Origin of the sequence: Enterobacter sp. E20, from assembly GCF_000801755.2 — a bacterium.
Lineage (GTDB): Bacteria > Pseudomonadota > Gammaproteobacteria > Enterobacterales > Enterobacteriaceae > Enterobacter > Enterobacter asburiae_B.
On record NZ_CP012999.1, the window covers coordinates 1,195,637 to 1,210,676 of the forward strand.

Here is a 15,040-nt window from a genome sequence, read left to right on the forward strand (position 1 = left end):
GGGAGAGGGAGGGAAATGCCTACTTAAACAACGTATTCAATCTGTCTAACACCAACACCGCGCTGTAGTAATCCAGGCGGAACGTCTCGGTTCCCAATGCCCAGACCCGTTTGTTTTTCACCGACGGCAAATGCGCCAGCAGCGGGTTGGCGTAAATCGCATCCACGTCTTTCCGATCGCCGGCAAACACAAACAGCCCTTCGCCGTTCAGCCCCGTCGCCAGATTTTCACCGCCCAGCTGAATGATGTCGTGGCGTTTGCCCTGGCTTTTTGAGGTGTGCAGCCCGGCGGGTAGATCCGCCAGCGTAAAGCCCAGCTGGTGCAGCAGCTTGCCCTGAGCGGATTCCGCAGTCCACAGGTTGGCGCTGTGCGCGGCGGCGGTGTAGACGATGGCGTTCACCGGCTGCGGCGGCAGCTTCATCTGCTGTTTCACCTGCGCGAGCTGTTTATCAAACGCGGCAATGCGCTCTGCGGCCTGTTTTTCCTGCCCGGTGAGGCTGCCCAGCTGCGTCAGCAGTTCCTGCCAGCTTTTGTCGTCGTAGTTGATGATAAGCGTTGGGGCGATGGCGGAGAGCTGATCGTACAGCGCCAGCGCGGAATCCCCGCCGGTGGCGCTGATCAAAATCAGATCCGGCATTTGCGCGGCGACCGCTTCGGCGCTCGGCTCGCCAATGTACAGCCGCGCAACCTTGCGCTGTTTCGCAATATCGCCCCACTGACGCAAAAAGCCCTGCGCATCCGCCACGCGGTTGTTCGGCGTGGTCGCGCCGCTGGCAACGACCGGCGCGTCAATCGCCAGCAGGGAGCCGGTTAAGGTCACGCTGGTGGAGACAATGCGCGTCGGTTTGCTCTCAAGCGTGTGAACGCCTCGGCTGTCGGTCACCTGACGCGGCCAGTCGGCGGCAACGGCTGAGGCAAGTCCTAAAACAAAAAGTCCAGATAAAAGCAGGGTATTACGGAATAGGGCAGGGAATTTCACAGCGCGACATCCTGTTTTTGTTGAAGATAATGCTTCTCATTTTCATGGTTGCCGCGAAGGGATGCAAGCTTTTGTCGCATAAGTTATTTGTCCGACGGTTGACAGCGAAGCGATGTGGGATTAGGTTAGCCGACGAAAATATAAATGATAATCATTATTGCTTCTTTTATCATTTTGAGGAGGATGATATGGACACGTCCCTGGCTGAGGAAGTTCAGCACACCGCGACCACGCTGCAATCAGACAGCTTTTTCTTTATGTCGCCTTACCGCAGTTTTACTACCTCAGGCTGTTTTACCCGCTTCAGTGAACCCGCCGTCGGCGGTGACGATCCGGCCGGGCAATTCCAGCAAAAATTAGCCCAGGCCTTCCGGAATGCGAAAGCTAACGGTATCGCTCATCCGGTGATGGTAGGGGCTATCCCGTTCGATACCCGCAAGCCATCTTCTCTGTTTATTCCACAGCGCTGGCAGACCTTTTCCCGTCCGGCACGTCAGCAGTCCGCACGCTATTTTTCCGGCTCGCAGGCGCTGAAGGTGGAACAACGCACCGAGATACCGCCGCAGACCGTGTTCGAAGAGATGGTTGCTCGCGCCGCGTCGCTCACCGCCACGCCGCAGGTGAACAAGGTGGTGCTGTCGCGTCTGATTGATATCGCGACCGACAAATACATGGACAGCGGTGCGCTGATGGAGCGGCTGATCGCCCAGAACCCGGCGAGCTTTAACTTCCACGTGCCGTTGGAAGACGGCGGCGTGCTGCTCGGCGCCAGCCCCGAACTGCTGCTGCGTAAAGAGGGCGCGCACTTTAGCTCGCTGCCGCTGGCAGGCTCCGCACGCCGTCAGCCGGACGACGTGCTGGATCGCGAAGCGGGCAATAAGCTGCTGGCCTCCGAAAAAGACCGTCACGAGCACGATCTCGTAACCCAGGCGATGAAGGCCATTCTGGCACCGCGAAGCCACCACCTGAGCATGCCGTCTTCCCCGCAGCTCATCACCACGCCGACGCTGTGGCATCTGGCGACGCCGGTTGAAGGTGACGCGCGTGAAAACGAAAACGCCCTGACTCTGGCCTGCCTGCTGCACCCGACCCCGGCGCTGAGCGGCTTCCCGCATGAGGCGGCAAAAGAGCTGATCGCCGAGCTGGAGCCGTTCGACCGCGAGCTGTTCGGCGGCATCGTCGGCTGGTGCGACAGCGAAGGCAACGGCGAGTGGGTGGTGACCATCCGCTGCGCGCGTCTTCGCGAAAATAGCGTTCGCCTGTTTGCCGGCGCGGGCATTGTGCCTGCCTCTTCGCCGGTGGGCGAATGGCGCGAAACGGGCGTGAAGCTCTCCACCATGCTCAACGTGTTTGGCTTGCACTAAGGATCGCTCATGACCATTCCTTTTACCCGCTGGCCTGAGGAATTCGCCCGCCGCTACCGCGAAAAAGGCTACTGGCAGGATCTGCCGCTGACCCACATCCTGACGGATAGCGCTGAAAGCGATGCCATGGCGATTATCGACGGCGAGCGGCACATCACCTACCGCGCGTTTAATCGGGCGGTGAACAACCTGGCGTCCGCTCTTCAGGCGCGCGGGCTACAGCGCGGCGAGACGGCGCTGGTGCAGCTCGGTAACGTGGCCGAGTTCTACATCACTTTCTTCGCGCTGCTGCAAATCGGCGTCGCGCCGGTGAACGCGCTCTTTAGCCATCAGCGCAGCGAGCTGAACGCCTACGCCCTGCAAATCAAACCCGCCGCGCTGATTGCCGATCGCGACCACGCGTTGTTTGCGGGCGATGATTTTCTTAACGCCTTTGTGGATGCGCACCGCTCGGTTCGCGTCGTGCTGCTGCGCGGCGATAAGGACGAACACGCCCTGGAAGCGGCAATTGCGCGTCCTGCGGACAACTTCATCCCGAACCCGACGCCCGCCGACGAAGTGGCGTTTTTCCAGCTTTCCGGCGGCAGCACCGGCACGCCGAAGCTGATCCCGCGCACGCATAACGACTACGACTACAGCATCCGCCGCAGCAACGAGATCTGCGGAATCAATGCATACACCCGTTACCTGAACGCGCTGCCCGCGGCGCATAACTACGCCATGAGCTCGCCGGGATCGTTAGGCGTCTTCACCGCCGGCGGCTGCGTGGTGCTGGCGAACGATCCAAGCGCCACGCTCTGCTTCCCGCTGATTGAACGGCATCAGATTAACGTCACCTCGCTGGTTCCTCCGGCGGTGAGCCTGTGGCTGCAGGCGATTGCCGACGGCGTGGGCAACGCGCAGCTTAAGTCCCTCAGGCTGCTGCAGGTGGGGGGCGCACGCCTCTCCGCCACGCTTGCCGCGCGCATTCCGGCGGAAATCGGCTGCCAGCTTCAGCAGGTGTTCGGCATGGCGGAAGGGCTGGTGAACTACACCGCGCTCGACGACTTGCCGGAGCGCATCATCAACACCCAGGGCCGCCCGATGTGCCCGGACGACGAAGTGTGGGTGGCGGACGAGCATGGCAATCCGCTGCCGCGCGGTGAGGTCGGGCGTCTGATGACGCGCGGGCCGTATACCTTCCGCGGCTATTTCAACAGCCCGGAACACAACGCCAGCGCCTTTGACGCCGACGGCTTTTACTGCTCTGGCGATCTGATCGCCATCGACGAGCAGGGCTACATCACCGTGCAGGGGCGCGAGAAGGATCAGATCAACCGCGGCGGCGAGAAGATCGCCGCTGAAGAGATTGAAAACCTGCTGCTGCGCCACGAGGCGGTGATCCACGCCGCGCTGGTGAGCATGGAGGACAGCCTGCTGGGCGAAAAAAGCTGCGCGTATCTGGTGGTGAAACAGCCCCTGCGCGCGGTCGAGGTGCGCCGCTTCCTGCGCGAGCAGGGCGTTGCCGAATTCAAGCTGCCGGACCGCGTGGAGAGCGTGGATGCGCTCCCGCTGACGCCGGTCGGCAAAGTCGATAAGAAACAGTTGCGCCTGTGGCTTGCTGAACGCGCCCGGGGCTGAGGAACAGAGTATGGCCATTCCAAAATTAACCGCTTACGCGCTGCCGACCGCCGCAGAACTGCCGACCAGTAAAGTGAACTGGGCGTTTGAGCCTGAACGTGCCGCGCTGTTGATCCACGATATGCAGGAGTATTTCCTGAACTTCTGGGGCGAAAACAGCGCGATGATGCAGCAGGTGGTGGCGAATATCGCCAGACTGCGCGCTTACTGCAAAGCGCACAATATTCCCGTGTACTACACCGCTCAGCCGAAAGAGCAGAGCGACGAAGACCGCGCCCTGCTGAACGACATGTGGGGGCCGGGCCTGACCCGCTCGCCGGAGCAGCAGCGCATTGTCCGCGAACTGACCCCGGACGAAGCGGACACGGTGCTGGTGAAGTGGCGCTACAGCGCGTTTCACCGCTCGCCGCTGGAGCAGATGCTGAAAGAAACCGGCCGCAACCAGCTGCTGATTACCGGCGTTTACGCCCATATCGGCTGTATGACCACCGCCACCGATGCCTTTATGCGCGACATCAAACCGTTCTTTATCGCCGACGCGCTGGCGGATTTCACCCGTGACGAGCACCTGATGTCGCTGAACTATGTGGCTGGACGCTCGGGCCGCGTGGTGATGACCGACGAGCTGCTGCCGTCCGTTCCGGCGACCAAAGCCGCGCTGCGTGAGCTGATCCTGCCGCTGCTGGACGAGTCCGACGAGCCGATGGATGACGAAAACCTGATCGACTACGGCCTGGACTCGGTGCGCATGATGGCGCTGGCCGCCCGCTGGCGCAAAGTGCACGGCGACATTGACTTCGTGATGCTGGCCAAAAATCCAACCATCGACGCCTGGTGGGCGCTGCTGTCCCGCGAGGTGAAGTGATGGGGCTGGATTTCACCGGTAAAACCGTCTGGGTGACGGGCGCGGGTAAGGGGATTGGCTACGCGACGGCGCTGGCGTTTGTGGAGGCGGGCGCACGTGTGACCGGCTTCGATCTGGCGTTTCCGCTGGGGGATTATCCGTTCGCCACTGAAACCCTGGACGTGGCGGATGCCGCGCAGGTGCATGAGGTGTGCGGGCGCGCGCTGGCGTCGCTTGAACGGCTGGATGTGCTGGTCAACGCGGCGGGCATTCTGCGCATGGGGGCGACGGACCAGCTTTCGCAAGAGGACTGGCAGCAGACCTTCGCGGTCAACGTCGGCGGCGCGTTCAACCTGTTCCAGCAGACGATGGGCCAGTTCCGCCGTCAGCAGGGCGGGGCGATAGTCACCGTGGCGTCCGACGCGGCGCATACGCCGCGCATCGGCATGAGCGCCTACGGCGCGTCGAAGGCGGCGCTGAAAAGCCTGGCCCTGACCGTCGGGCTGGAGCTGGCGGGCAGCGGCGTGCGCTGTAACCTGGTGTCGCCGGGCTCAACGGATACCGATATGCAGCGCACCCTGTGGAAAAGCGACGACGCGGAGCAGCAGCGTATTCGCGGCTTTGGCGAACAGTTCAAGCTCGGCATTCCGCTGGGCAAAATCGCTCGTCCGCAGGAGATAGCCAGCACGGTGCTGTTCCTTGCTTCCGATGCCGCCAGCCATATCACCCTGCAGGATATCGTGGTGGACGGCGGCTCCACGCTGGGGGCGTAAGATGATCTGGAAACGTCATTTACCGCTCGAGGAGCTGAACGCGACCAGCCTGAATACGCTGGTGGCGCATCTCGGTATCGTCTATACCCGCCTCGGCGACGACACGCTGGAAGCGGAGATGCCGGTGGATGCGCGTACCCATCAGCCGTTTGGCCTGCTGCACGGCGGCGCGTCGGCGGCGCTGGCGGAAACCCTGGGGTCGATGGCCGGCTTTCTGATGACCCGTGACGGGCAGAGCGTGGTGGGGACGGAGCTTAACGCCACGCACCATCGTGCGGTCTCTCACGGCAAAGTGCGCGGCGTTTGCCAGCCGCTGCATCTGGGGCGTTCGAGCCAGAGCTGGGAGATTGTGGTATTCGACGAGCAGGGGCGGCGGTGCTGTACCTGTCGGTTGAGTACGATGGTGTTGGGCTAAGCCAGGGAGATCAAAGTGATCGGCTTAACACTGTGGTGTAAATCTCTGGTTTGACCACGCATTATTGCGTTTCAAAGTTGTTAAATTTTTCCGGTTGTTCTAGAAACAAAATGTAACATCTCACTGTTTCACAACAACGGACAACAACTATGAACAACTCAGGGAAATACCTTATATGGGCAGGGCTCTCCGTTGTGGGAGCCTTTGCCCTGGGCTATATCGCCCTCAACCGGGGGGAACAGATCAATGCGCTCTGGATCGTCGTCGCCTCCGTCTGCATTTATCTGATCGCGTACCGTTTTTATGGCCGCTATATCGCGAAGAACGTTCTGGGCGTTGACGCGACGCGCATGACGCCTGCCGTCCGCCATAACGACGGGCTGGACTACGTGCCGACCGACAAAAAAGTGCTGTTCGGTCACCATTTTGCGGCGATTGCCGGAGCGGGTCCGCTGGTGGGGCCGGTGCTGGCGGCGCAGATGGGCTACCTGCCGGGGATGATCTGGATCCTCGCGGGCGTGGTGCTGGCGGGCGCGGTGCAGGACTTTATGGTGCTGTTCGTCTCGACCCGCCGCGACGGGCGTTCTCTGGGTGAACTGGTGAAAGAGGAGATGGGGGCAACCGCCGGGGTGATTGCGCTGGTGGCGACCTTTATGATCATGGTGATCATCCTCGCGGTGCTGGCGATGATCGTGGTGAAAGCGCTGACCCACAGCCCGTGGGGGACCTATACCGTTGCCTTCACCATTCCGCTGGCGCTGTTTATGGGGATTTATATTCGCTACCTGCGCCCGGGCCGCATTGGTGAGGTGTCGGTAATTGGCCTGGTATTCCTGGTGTTCGCCATTATCTCCGGCGGCTGGGTGGCGGAAAGCCCGACCTGGGCGCCGTTCTTCGACTTTACCGGCGTCCAGCTGACCTGGATGCTGGTGGGCTACGGCTTTGTGGCGGCGGTGCTGCCGGTATGGCTGCTGCTGGCTCCGCGTGACTATCTCTCTACGTTCCTGAAAATCGGCACCATCGTCGGGCTGGCGATTGGCATTCTGATTATGCGTCCGACCCTGACCATGCCTGCGTTAACCAAATTCATCGACGGTACCGGCCCGGTCTGGACCGGTAACCTGTTCCCGTTCCTGTTTATCACCATCGCCTGCGGCGCGGTGTCGGGCTTCCACGCGCTGATCGCTTCCGGAACCACACCGAAGATGCTGGCGAATGAAAATCAGGCCTGCCTGATCGGTTACGGCGGTATGCTGATGGAATCCTTTGTCGCCATCATGGCGCTGGTCTCTGCCTGTATTATCGACCCGGGCGTGTACTTCGCGATGAACAGCCCGATGGCGGTACTGGCACCGGCTGGCACCGTTGACGTGGTGGCGTCCGCCGCGCAGGTGGTGAGCGGCTGGGGCTTTGCGATTACCCCTGATACGTTGACGAGCATCGCCAGTGAGGTGGGCGAGCAGTCGATTATCTCCCGTGCGGGCGGGGCGCCGACGCTGGCGGTCGGCATGGCGTATATTCTTCACGGCGCGCTGGGCGGGCTGATGGACGTGTCGTTCTGGTATCACTTCGCCATCCTGTTCGAGGCGCTGTTTATCCTGACGGCGGTGGATGCGGGAACCCGTGCGGCGCGCTTTATGCTGCAGGACCTGCTGGGGGTGATCTCCCCGAACCTGAAGCGTACCGATTCGCTCCCGGCTAACCTGCTGGCGACGGCGCTGTGCGTGCTGGCGTGGGGCTACTTCCTGCACCAGGGCGTGGTCGATCCGCTCGGCGGGATTAACACCCTGTGGCCGCTGTTTGGTATCGCCAACCAGATGCTGGCAGGCATGGCGCTGATGCTCTGCGCGGTGGTGTTGTTCAAGATGAAGCGCCAGCGTTACGCGTGGGTGGCACTGGTGCCAACCGCGTGGCTGCTGATCTGTACCCTGACGGCGGGCTGGCAGAAAGCCTTCAGCCCGGACAACAAGGTGGGCTTCCTGGCGATCGCCAACAAGTTCCAGGCGATGATCGACAGCGGCAAGATCCCGGCGCAGTACACCGAGTCGCAGCTGTCCCAGCTGGTGTTTAACAACCGTCTGGATGCCGGGCTGACTATCTTCTTTATGGTGGTGGTCGTGGTGCTGGCGTTGTATTCTCTCAAGACCGCGCTGGCGGCGTTGAAAAACGATCAGCCAACGGCGAAAGAGACGCCGTACGAGCCGATGCCTGAAAACCTGGAAGAGATTGTGACCCAGGCGAAAGGGGCGCACTAACCTGTTTGCCGGGTGGCGGCTTCGCCTTACCCGGCCTACATTTCTTCTCCGCCCTCACCCTCCGGGAGAGGGCCGGAAACAAACGAGAAACTGATTATGTTCGACACTCTATCCAAAGCAGGTAAATACCTGGGCCAGGCCGCCAAAATGATGATTGGCGTGCCGGACTACGACAACTACGTCGAGCATATGCGCGTCAACCATCCGGACCAGACGCCCATGACCTACGAAGAATTTTTCCGCGACCGCCAGGACGCCCGCTACGGCGGCAAGGGCGGGGCGAAGTGCTGTTAACCCTCTTTCGGTAAATAGAGGCTGATCTGTTCCTGCTTGCAGCCGTAGATAGCAGCCAGCTTTTCACGGGTGCGCTTTTGCGGACGTGAGTCCAGCGCTTCCAGTTGTGACACGGCGGACTGGGTGATGCCGAGTTTCTCAGCCACCTCCTGCTGGGACATGCCGCGCAGGATACGCCACGCGGCCTGCAGGCTGACGTTCTGCCAGGTCATGATGCTGCACACTTCTCCGGGCAATTCCACGTCATCATAGCAATCGTGTTCGACTTCAATATCCTCCAAATCATCGTCGGTTTCGTCGTCAATCTCTGCCATCTGTAAGCACATACGGAAGTATTCGTCATAGGGCATGACCACGAACTGTGTTTTCCCATTATTGTCCTTAATCAGCTGAACAGCCATAGGGAGCTCTTTCCTCATGCAGGTAAGTGGTTGATGTTCTGCGTTTAACGTCCACAACATAACAATCGTTATCGGGATCGTCCCGCAGCGTAATAAGGATGCGGTAATCGCCTACGCGTAACCGGTAATGATTTTCTAAAACCGATATTTTTATGATATCGGGCCGGGAAGCCGAGCGGTCATCCAGTTCAGCCAGTTTTGTTTCAATGCGTTGTCGATAGCGACTATCAATTCGGGACAACGACTTCTTTGCTACCTTTGACCACACAATCTTCATCCGTACCTCCACTGTACGCCCACACAAAGTATAAGGAAATAATAAGGCTATTAGATAAATTCCGAATTTCTAATGGGGTACTTTAGAGCGGGGAAATAACCGGAGAAAGCGGCAAAACGCGAACCGTCGAGGGCGCTCGGAAACGCCTCTGCCGGGCGACAGAGGCTTGCAGGGAGATTGCGATCAGGCGTTCAAACCGCCGTCCACGTCCAGGCCGGTACCGGAGATCTGCCCGGCCGCCGGACTGGCAAGAAACGTGACCGCCGCCGCGACGTCTTCCGGCTGACCGTAATGACCCAAAGCAATAAGCTGACGCTGAGAGTCAGCCTGTTCCCCGTCTTCCGGGTTCATATCGCTGTTGGTGGGGCCGGGGTGCACCAGGTTAACGGTTATGCCGCGTGGCCCTAAATCACGGGCCAGCCCGCGGGTGAGGGAATTCAGCGCCGATTTGGTCATCGAGTAAACGGCAATGCCCGGCTGCGCCACGCGGTTTGCCAGACAGCTTCCGATGTTGATAATGCGCCCGCCGTCGGACATGTGCACCAGCGCTTCCTGAATGGCGATCACCACGCCGCGGATGTTGACGTTGATAAGGGCGTCAATGTCCGCCAGCGTCATGGACTCCAGCGGGCCGCCGCGCGCGATCCCGGCGTTGTTGACCAGAATGTCCAGCCCGCCAAGGGAACGCGCCGCATGGGTGACGGCATCCTGAATCGCCTGCGCGCTGGCGCTGTCGGCCTGCACGGCTTCGCTGTGTCGCCCCAGCGCCTTAATCTCATCGGCGACCGCCTGGGCTTTATCGGCAGCTTTTTCATACGTAATAATCACATCCGCACCGGCGCGCGCCAGCGACAGGGCAATCGCGCGACCCAATCCGCGGCTGGCACCGGTAACCAACGCCTTTTTACCTGTTAAATCGATCTGCATGATGACCTCGTTACGAGAGTGGTAAGAATCATCATTAGGTATAGTCGGTCAGGGCAATTAACGGCTGAAGGATTCCACTTTCTCAAACGCGGCGCGCAGAACGTCAGGCGTTAACGTAACAGGTAAATAGTGAATCGACTCCACCGGGCGCAGGGTGTGGGCGATGACCCGATCCAGCTCGTCGCGGTTATTGATGTCGACGTCCAGCTCGCGAAGCGTGGTCGGCAGGTTAAAACGCTGGTACGCCGCGACCAGCTGCGCCAGCACGTCGTCCTGACCGAGCAGGGCGCTCTGCACCAGAATGCCGTAGGCAACCTTGGTGCCGTGCAGGTATTTCTCCGTCTGCGGCAGCACGGTTAAGCCGTTGTGTACCGCATGCGCCGCCGCCACGCGCGTATAGCGTTCGCCCAGGCCGCCGACCATCCCGCCGCCGGCGATGATTGCATCGACCACGTCCCGGAACGCCTGCGTCTGTTCGCCGCGCTGCTGGTCGGCCAGCGCCTCTTCGCTGCGCGCCAGCAGCACGTCGCGGATCGCCAGCGCGCCGTTGATGCCCAGCCGCACGGTCAGCGGCAGGTTCTCCGGCTCTGGTGCCAATACCACCGCTTCGTACCACTTCGCCAGCGTATCGCCGATGCCCGCCAGCAGATACTCCGCCGGGGCGTTAAGGACGATCTGCGGCTCCACCAGCACCAGGAAGTTGGCGTCGTCGAAGATCTCAAAATGCAGCGCCTGACCGGCATCGTTGTACCAGACGGAGAGCGGGGTCCACGCCGCGCAGGTGGCGGCAATGGTGGGGATGCCCACAAACGGCACCCCTAAGCGGCGCGCCACGGCCTTGACGGTATCCATCACCGCGCCGCCGCCGACGGCAATCACCACGCTGGCGTCGCTGCCGGATTCATTCACCAGATGGGTGACGTCGCGCTCGCTGCAGTGGCCTTTAAACAGCAGATGTTTCGCTCCCGGCGCGTTAAAGCTCGCCGGCAGGAAAGGGCGCGCGCCTTCGATAGCGCGCTCGCCGTAAATCCACACCGCGCGGGAAAGCTGTTCCGGGGTAAAGAAGTTATCCAGCTGCGCAAGGCTTCCGGGATGAGAGAAGTAGTTCGCCGGGCCAGGCACGACGCGGATATCGGTGTTGCTCATGATGGTGTCCTTTTTGCGGAAGCGCTAACCCGATGTTATGTCTGGACATCCGGATGGCTAATAATATTTCGCTTTAACTTATGCCTTTTCCGTCGTTGTCAGTCAACCAGAGCTGTGAAAAATTCGATAAATCAGAAGAGTAATGAAGGATTTACGCGGATGGTTTCCAGTCGCCTTGAGATGCGCGGTATCAGCCTGGCCTTTTCCGGCTTTCAGGCGCTGTCGCGCGTGAATTTCACCTTAACCGGCGGATCCGTACACGCGCTGACCGGTGCCAACGGCGCGGGAAAATCGACCCTGATGGCGGTGCTGTGCGGGACGCACGACCACTATGAGGGCGAGATCAGCATCAACAACCAGCCGGTGAGCATCCGCGAACCGCTTGATGCCAAACGGCTGGGGATCCACCTCGTTCAGCAGGAAGTGGACGTAGCGCTAATCCCGGGGTTAAGCATTGCCGAAAACATCATGCTCGACCAGCTGGCGCAGCCGGGGCATCGCTTCAGTTGGCGCGCTATCCGCCAGCAGGCGAGACAGGCGCTGGCGCAGCTCGACGTGACGCTGGACGTTCGCCGTTCCATCGACGGCTGTTCGCTGGCCGAAAAGCAGCAGATTTTGCTGGCGCGGGCGCTGTCCCATCACTGCCGTTTTTTGATTCTTGATGAACCCACCGCGCCGCTGGACGCGCACGAGAGCGAGCGCCTGTTTGCGGTAGTGAGACGTTTAAAGCAGCAGGGCATCGGCGTGGTATTTATCTCTCACCGCATTCACGAGCTGAAGGCCATCTGCGACACCCTGACGGTGCTGCGCGACGGCAAGCTGATCGAGTCCGGCCCGATGGCAGATCTTAGCGGCGAAGCGATCGTCGAGAAGATGCTCGGCCACGTGCTGAGCGATATCTATCCGCCCGCGCGGCCGCCGCACGGCAACGAAACGCTGTTACGCGTTGAGGGGCTTCACGACGACGCGCTGCTGAAAGATATCTCCCTGCACCTGCGCAAAGGCGAAATTCTCGGGATTGCCGGGCTGGCGGGCGCGGGAAAAACCGAACTCTGCAAGGCGCTGTTTGGCGCCAGCAAAAGCCGCGTGACGCGCGGTGAGCTAAATCATCAATCCTGGCAGCCGCGCGACCCGGCCGACTCCGTGCTGCGCGGTCTGGCGCTGGTGCCGGAGGAGCGGCGGAAAGAGGGCATTTTTATCGACGAGCCGGTGAGCATGAACCTTGCCGTGTGCGCCGATAACAGCTTTTCGCGCTGGAGCCTGTTTGGCCATCGTCAGGCGTGGCGCTGGGCGGAAGAGGTCATCGCCCGCGTCGGCGTGCGCGCGCGTGGGCCGGGGCAGGTGCTGCGCCGTCTCTCCGGCGGCAACCAGCAGAAGGTCGCCATCGGTAAATGGCTGCGCAATGACGCCAGCGTGCTGATATTCGACGAGCCGACCAAAGGCGTGGACGTGAAGGCCAAAACCGACCTGTTCCAGCTGATTGACGGCCTGGCGCGCGAGGGCAAAGGGGTGATTTACGCCTCGGGCGAATTTGCCGAACTGGTCGGGCTGTGCGACCGCATCTGCGTGCTGTGGGACGGGCGCATCGTGGCGGAAATCGCCGGGGCCGAGGCCCGCGAAGAGACACTACTTTATTATTCAACCGGAGGAACGGCGTCGTGAGCAAGGCCCTTTCAGTGAACGCGGCGGCGTCTGGCCGCCAGCAGATTTTCGATTTTCTCTACAGGTGGGGCATGCTGTTAACCGTCGTCGCGCTGGTGGCCGTCTTTGGCCTGGCGTCGGACAGCTTCCTCGATCCGAACAACATCATCAATATTCTGCGCTCGATTGCCATCGTGACGGTGATTGCCATTGGCGTGTCGATCTCGTTGACCATCGGCGGGTTCGATCTCTCCGTGGGATCCACCGCCTCGCTGGCGAACGCGCTGGTGATTTCGCTTTTCGTCTGGCACGGTTTTGGCACCACCGAGTCGATTTTGATCACCCTCGCGCTCTGCACGCTGGTGGGTCTGTTTAACGCCTTCCTGATCGTCATCCTGCGCATTCCGGACATGCTGGCGACGCTTGCCAGCCTGTTTGTGATCCAGGGCGTGGCGATGACCTACAGCTACGGCGGGTCGATTACCGAGAACATGGTGCTGCCGAGCGGCGACATGGCGGAAGGGACCATTCCGGCGGCGTTCAGCCTGCTGGGGCAGGTGCCGACCATCGTGATCGTCATGCTGGTGGTGACCGTGCTGGCGCAGCTGGGCCTGTCGCTCACTACGCATGGCCGACGCATGTACGCCATCGGCGGTAACCCCGAAGCGGCGCGCCTCTCCGGCATTCGCACCACGCGCTACAAGGTGGCGGCCTACGTGATTGCCTCGCTGCTGGCGGGTCTGGGCGGGATTTTGCTGGCTTCACGCATCGGCTCGTCGCAGGTGAATGCGGGCGGCGGATACCTGATGGATGCGGTGGCGGCGGCGTGGATTGGCTTCTCGCTGGCCGGATCCGGCAAGCCGAACGCGCTGGGCACGCTGGTCGGGGCGGTCATTCTCGGCGTGCTGTCGAACGGGCTGGTGATGCTCTCCGTGCCGTACTACGCCATGGACATTATAAAAGGGCTGGTGCTCGCGGTAGCGCTGGCGATTACCTACATACAAAAACGCTGACAACACAACGGGATAAAAAAATGAAAAAGATTGCACTCTCTTTGGTGGCACTTGGGTTGCTCACGGCTCTGCCAGGCTTCGCGGCCACGCCCGCGCCGCTTCCGGCAGCCATTGCGAACCATGACGGCCCGATCCGCATCGCGGTGATCCGTAACCTCGGCTCAGATGACAACACCACGCAGTTTATTGCTGGCGCAATTCAGGAAGGGAAGAAGCTCGGCTTTAAGGTCAGCACCTTTTTAAGCAACGGGGACGACGCCAAATTCCAGGACTTTGTGAACCAGGCCATCAGCCAGAAGTACGACGGGATTATTCTCTCTCAGGGGCGCGATCCGTACTCCACCGCGCTGGTGAAGAAAGCGGTGGATGCCGGGATCAAAGTCTCCGTCTTTGATACGGCGGTTAACGGCGAGATCCCTGGCGTGACCGTCACCCAGCAGGACGATGCCTCCCTGACGAACCTCTCCTTCGGCCAGCTGGCGAAAGATTTCAACGGCAAGGCCAATATCGTCAAGCTGTGGGTAGCGGGCTTCCCGCCGATGGAGCGTCGTCAGGCGGCCTATAAAGAGCTGCAAAAGCAGTATCCGGACATCAAAGAGCTGGAGTCTATCGGCGCCGTGTCCTCTGACGTGCAGGGCGATACCGCCAACAAGGTGGGCGCGATCCTGGCGAAATACCCGAAAGGCAAAATCGACGCCATCTGGGGAACCTGGGACGCCTTCAGCCAGGGCGCGTATAAGGCGCTGAAAGAGAACGGCCGCACCGAGATTAAGCTCTACAGCATCGACATCTCTAACCAGGATCTGCAGCTGATGCGCGAGCCGGGCAGCGCGTGGAAGGTGAGCGTGGCGGTGGATCCGAAGCTGATTGGCGCAACTAACGTGCGTCTGGTGGCGAACAAGATTGCCGGGGAAGCCACGCCTGCGACCTACGATTTCAAAGCGGCGGCCATTCCTCAGGCGCTGCTGACCGCCCAGCCGGGCCCGGTGAACGTGGCGTCGCTGGGGAAAATCATTCCGGGCTGGGGCCAGACGGAAGATTTTATCGCGCCGTGGTTTGCGACGCTGGAAGCGAAAAATAAATAAAACCAG

Annotated in this window: 15 protein-coding genes; 10 read left to right on the forward strand and 5 right to left on the reverse strand. The window is 60.8% G+C overall.

What is annotated here, in order from left to right; genetic code table 11:
- Positions 1 to 19 precede the first annotated feature (19 nt).
- Positions 20 to 979 carry a Fe2+-enterobactin ABC transporter substrate-binding protein gene (fepB, locus tag NI40_RS05510; RefSeq protein WP_039264072.1) on the reverse strand — a complete coding sequence of 320 codons (960 nt, stop codon included), beginning with the start codon at positions 977 to 979 and terminating at the stop codon, positions 20 to 22.
- Positions 980 to 1,167: 188 nt separating this feature from the next.
- On the opposite strand from fepB, the gene entC reads away from it, so the two are divergent.
- The 7 genes from entC (at position 1,168) to NI40_RS05545 (ending at position 8,544) form a co-directional block, all read left to right on the forward strand.
- Positions 1,168 to 2,343, forward strand: coding sequence for an isochorismate synthase EntC (gene entC, locus NI40_RS05515; RefSeq protein WP_039264074.1), 1,176 nt, complete (start codon positions 1,168 to 1,170; stop codon positions 2,341 to 2,343).
- Between the two features lie 9 nt (positions 2,344 to 2,352).
- Positions 2,353 to 3,963 carry a (2,3-dihydroxybenzoyl)adenylate synthase EntE gene (gene entE / locus NI40_RS05520; protein ID WP_039264076.1) on the forward strand — a complete coding sequence of 537 codons (1,611 nt, stop codon included), beginning with the start codon at positions 2,353 to 2,355 and terminating at the stop codon, positions 3,961 to 3,963.
- 10 nt (positions 3,964 to 3,973) lie between these two features.
- Positions 3,974 to 4,828: an isochorismatase gene (locus NI40_RS05525; protein WP_033144898.1), complete on the forward strand. Its 855-nt coding sequence runs from the start codon at positions 3,974 to 3,976 to the stop codon at positions 4,826 to 4,828.
- Entirely contained in the window at positions 4,825 to 5,580 is a 756-nt protein-coding gene (gene entA, locus NI40_RS05530; protein WP_039264077.1) for a 2,3-dihydro-2,3-dihydroxybenzoate dehydrogenase EntA, read from the forward strand. Before NI40_RS05525 ends, entA begins: the two co-directional genes overlap by 4 nt.
- A 1-nt stretch (position 5,581) precedes the next feature.
- On the forward strand, positions 5,582 to 5,995 hold the full coding sequence (gene entH, locus NI40_RS05535; RefSeq protein ID WP_023310710.1) for a proofreading thioesterase EntH: 414 nt from the start codon (positions 5,582 to 5,584) through the stop codon (positions 5,993 to 5,995).
- 149 nt (positions 5,996 to 6,144) lie between these two features.
- Positions 6,145 to 8,250, forward strand: coding sequence for a pyruvate/proton symporter CstA (gene cstA / locus NI40_RS05540; RefSeq protein WP_033144900.1), 2,106 nt, complete (start codon positions 6,145 to 6,147; stop codon positions 8,248 to 8,250).
- A 96-nt stretch (positions 8,251 to 8,346) separates the two neighbouring features.
- Positions 8,347 to 8,544 (forward strand): YbdD/YjiX family protein, encoded by a 198-nt coding sequence (locus tag NI40_RS05545; RefSeq protein ID WP_006809671.1) that lies wholly within the window; start codon positions 8,347 to 8,349, stop codon positions 8,542 to 8,544.
- Here NI40_RS05545 and NI40_RS05550 read toward each other — a convergent pair.
- From NI40_RS05550 to NI40_RS05560, 4 genes are all read right to left on the reverse strand, one after another.
- Positions 8,541 to 8,945: a helix-turn-helix domain-containing protein gene (locus NI40_RS05550; protein WP_039264079.1), complete on the reverse strand. Its 405-nt coding sequence runs from the start codon at positions 8,943 to 8,945 to the stop codon at positions 8,541 to 8,543. The two genes, NI40_RS05545 and NI40_RS05550, sit on opposite strands and share 4 nt — an antisense overlap.
- The gene (locus tag NI40_RS22525) at positions 8,926 to 9,222 is read right to left on the reverse strand and encodes a type II toxin-antitoxin system RelE family toxin (protein ID WP_039264080.1); all 297 of its coding nucleotides are present in this window, start codon (positions 9,220 to 9,222) and stop codon (positions 8,926 to 8,928) included. Before NI40_RS22525 ends, NI40_RS05550 begins: the two co-directional genes overlap by 20 nt.
- A 183-nt stretch (positions 9,223 to 9,405) precedes the next feature.
- Positions 9,406 to 10,149: an SDR family NAD(P)-dependent oxidoreductase gene (locus tag NI40_RS05555; protein ID WP_039264081.1), complete on the reverse strand. Its 744-nt coding sequence runs from the start codon at positions 10,147 to 10,149 to the stop codon at positions 9,406 to 9,408.
- Between the two features lie 57 nt (positions 10,150 to 10,206).
- A complete protein-coding gene (locus NI40_RS05560; RefSeq protein WP_039264082.1) occupies positions 10,207 to 11,295 on the reverse strand; it encodes an oxidoreductase in 1,089 nt (362 codons plus the stop codon).
- Positions 11,296 to 11,454: 159 nt separating this feature from the next.
- On the opposite strand from NI40_RS05560, the gene NI40_RS05565 reads away from it, so the two are divergent.
- Genes NI40_RS05565 through NI40_RS05575 form a run of 3 tightly spaced genes read left to right on the forward strand, consistent with a single transcriptional unit; the run spans position 11,455 to position 15,034 of the window.
- Entirely contained in the window at positions 11,455 to 12,957 is a 1,503-nt protein-coding gene (locus tag NI40_RS05565) for a sugar ABC transporter ATP-binding protein (protein WP_039264083.1), read from the forward strand.
- Entirely contained in the window at positions 12,954 to 13,949 is a 996-nt protein-coding gene (locus NI40_RS05570) for an ABC transporter permease (RefSeq protein WP_023334863.1), read from the forward strand. The genes NI40_RS05565 and NI40_RS05570 overlap by 4 nt, the downstream gene beginning before the upstream one ends.
- A gap of 20 nt (positions 13,950 to 13,969) precedes the next feature.
- A complete protein-coding gene (locus tag NI40_RS05575) occupies positions 13,970 to 15,034 on the forward strand; it encodes a sugar ABC transporter substrate-binding protein (RefSeq protein WP_023310718.1) in 1,065 nt (354 codons plus the stop codon).
- The last annotated feature ends 6 nt before the right edge of the window (positions 15,035 to 15,040 follow it).

Bases quoted from the DNA above. Each gene is read 5' to 3' on its own strand.
- entC (WP_039264074.1), top strand. From the start codon at position 1,168: ATGGACACGTCCCTGGCTGAGGAAGTTCAGCACACCGCGACCACGCTG.
- entE (WP_039264076.1), top strand. From the start codon at position 2,353: ATGACCATTCCTTTTACCCGCTGGCCTGAGGAATTCGCCCGCCGCTAC.
- NI40_RS05525 (WP_033144898.1), top strand. From the start codon at position 3,974: ATGGCCATTCCAAAATTAACCGCTTACGCGCTGCCGACCGCCGCAGAA.
- entH (WP_023310710.1), top strand. From the start codon at position 5,582: ATGATCTGGAAACGTCATTTACCGCTCGAGGAGCTGAACGCGACCAGC.
- cstA (WP_033144900.1), top strand. From the start codon at position 6,145: ATGAACAACTCAGGGAAATACCTTATATGGGCAGGGCTCTCCGTTGTG.
- NI40_RS05545 (WP_006809671.1), top strand. From the start codon at position 8,347: ATGTTCGACACTCTATCCAAAGCAGGTAAATACCTGGGCCAGGCCGCC.
- NI40_RS05550 (WP_039264079.1), bottom strand. From the start codon at position 8,945: ATGGCTGTTCAGCTGATTAAGGACAATAATGGGAAAACACAGTTCGTG.
- NI40_RS22525 (WP_039264080.1), bottom strand. From the start codon at position 9,222: ATGAAGATTGTGTGGTCAAAGGTAGCAAAGAAGTCGTTGTCCCGAATT.
- NI40_RS05555 (WP_039264081.1), bottom strand. From the start codon at position 10,149: ATGCAGATCGATTTAACAGGTAAAAAGGCGTTGGTTACCGGTGCCAGC.
- NI40_RS05560 (WP_039264082.1), bottom strand. From the start codon at position 11,295: ATGAGCAACACCGATATCCGCGTCGTGCCTGGCCCGGCGAACTACTTC.
- NI40_RS05565 (WP_039264083.1), top strand. From the start codon at position 11,455: ATGGTTTCCAGTCGCCTTGAGATGCGCGGTATCAGCCTGGCCTTTTCC.
- NI40_RS05575 (WP_023310718.1), top strand. From the start codon at position 13,970: ATGAAAAAGATTGCACTCTCTTTGGTGGCACTTGGGTTGCTCACGGCT.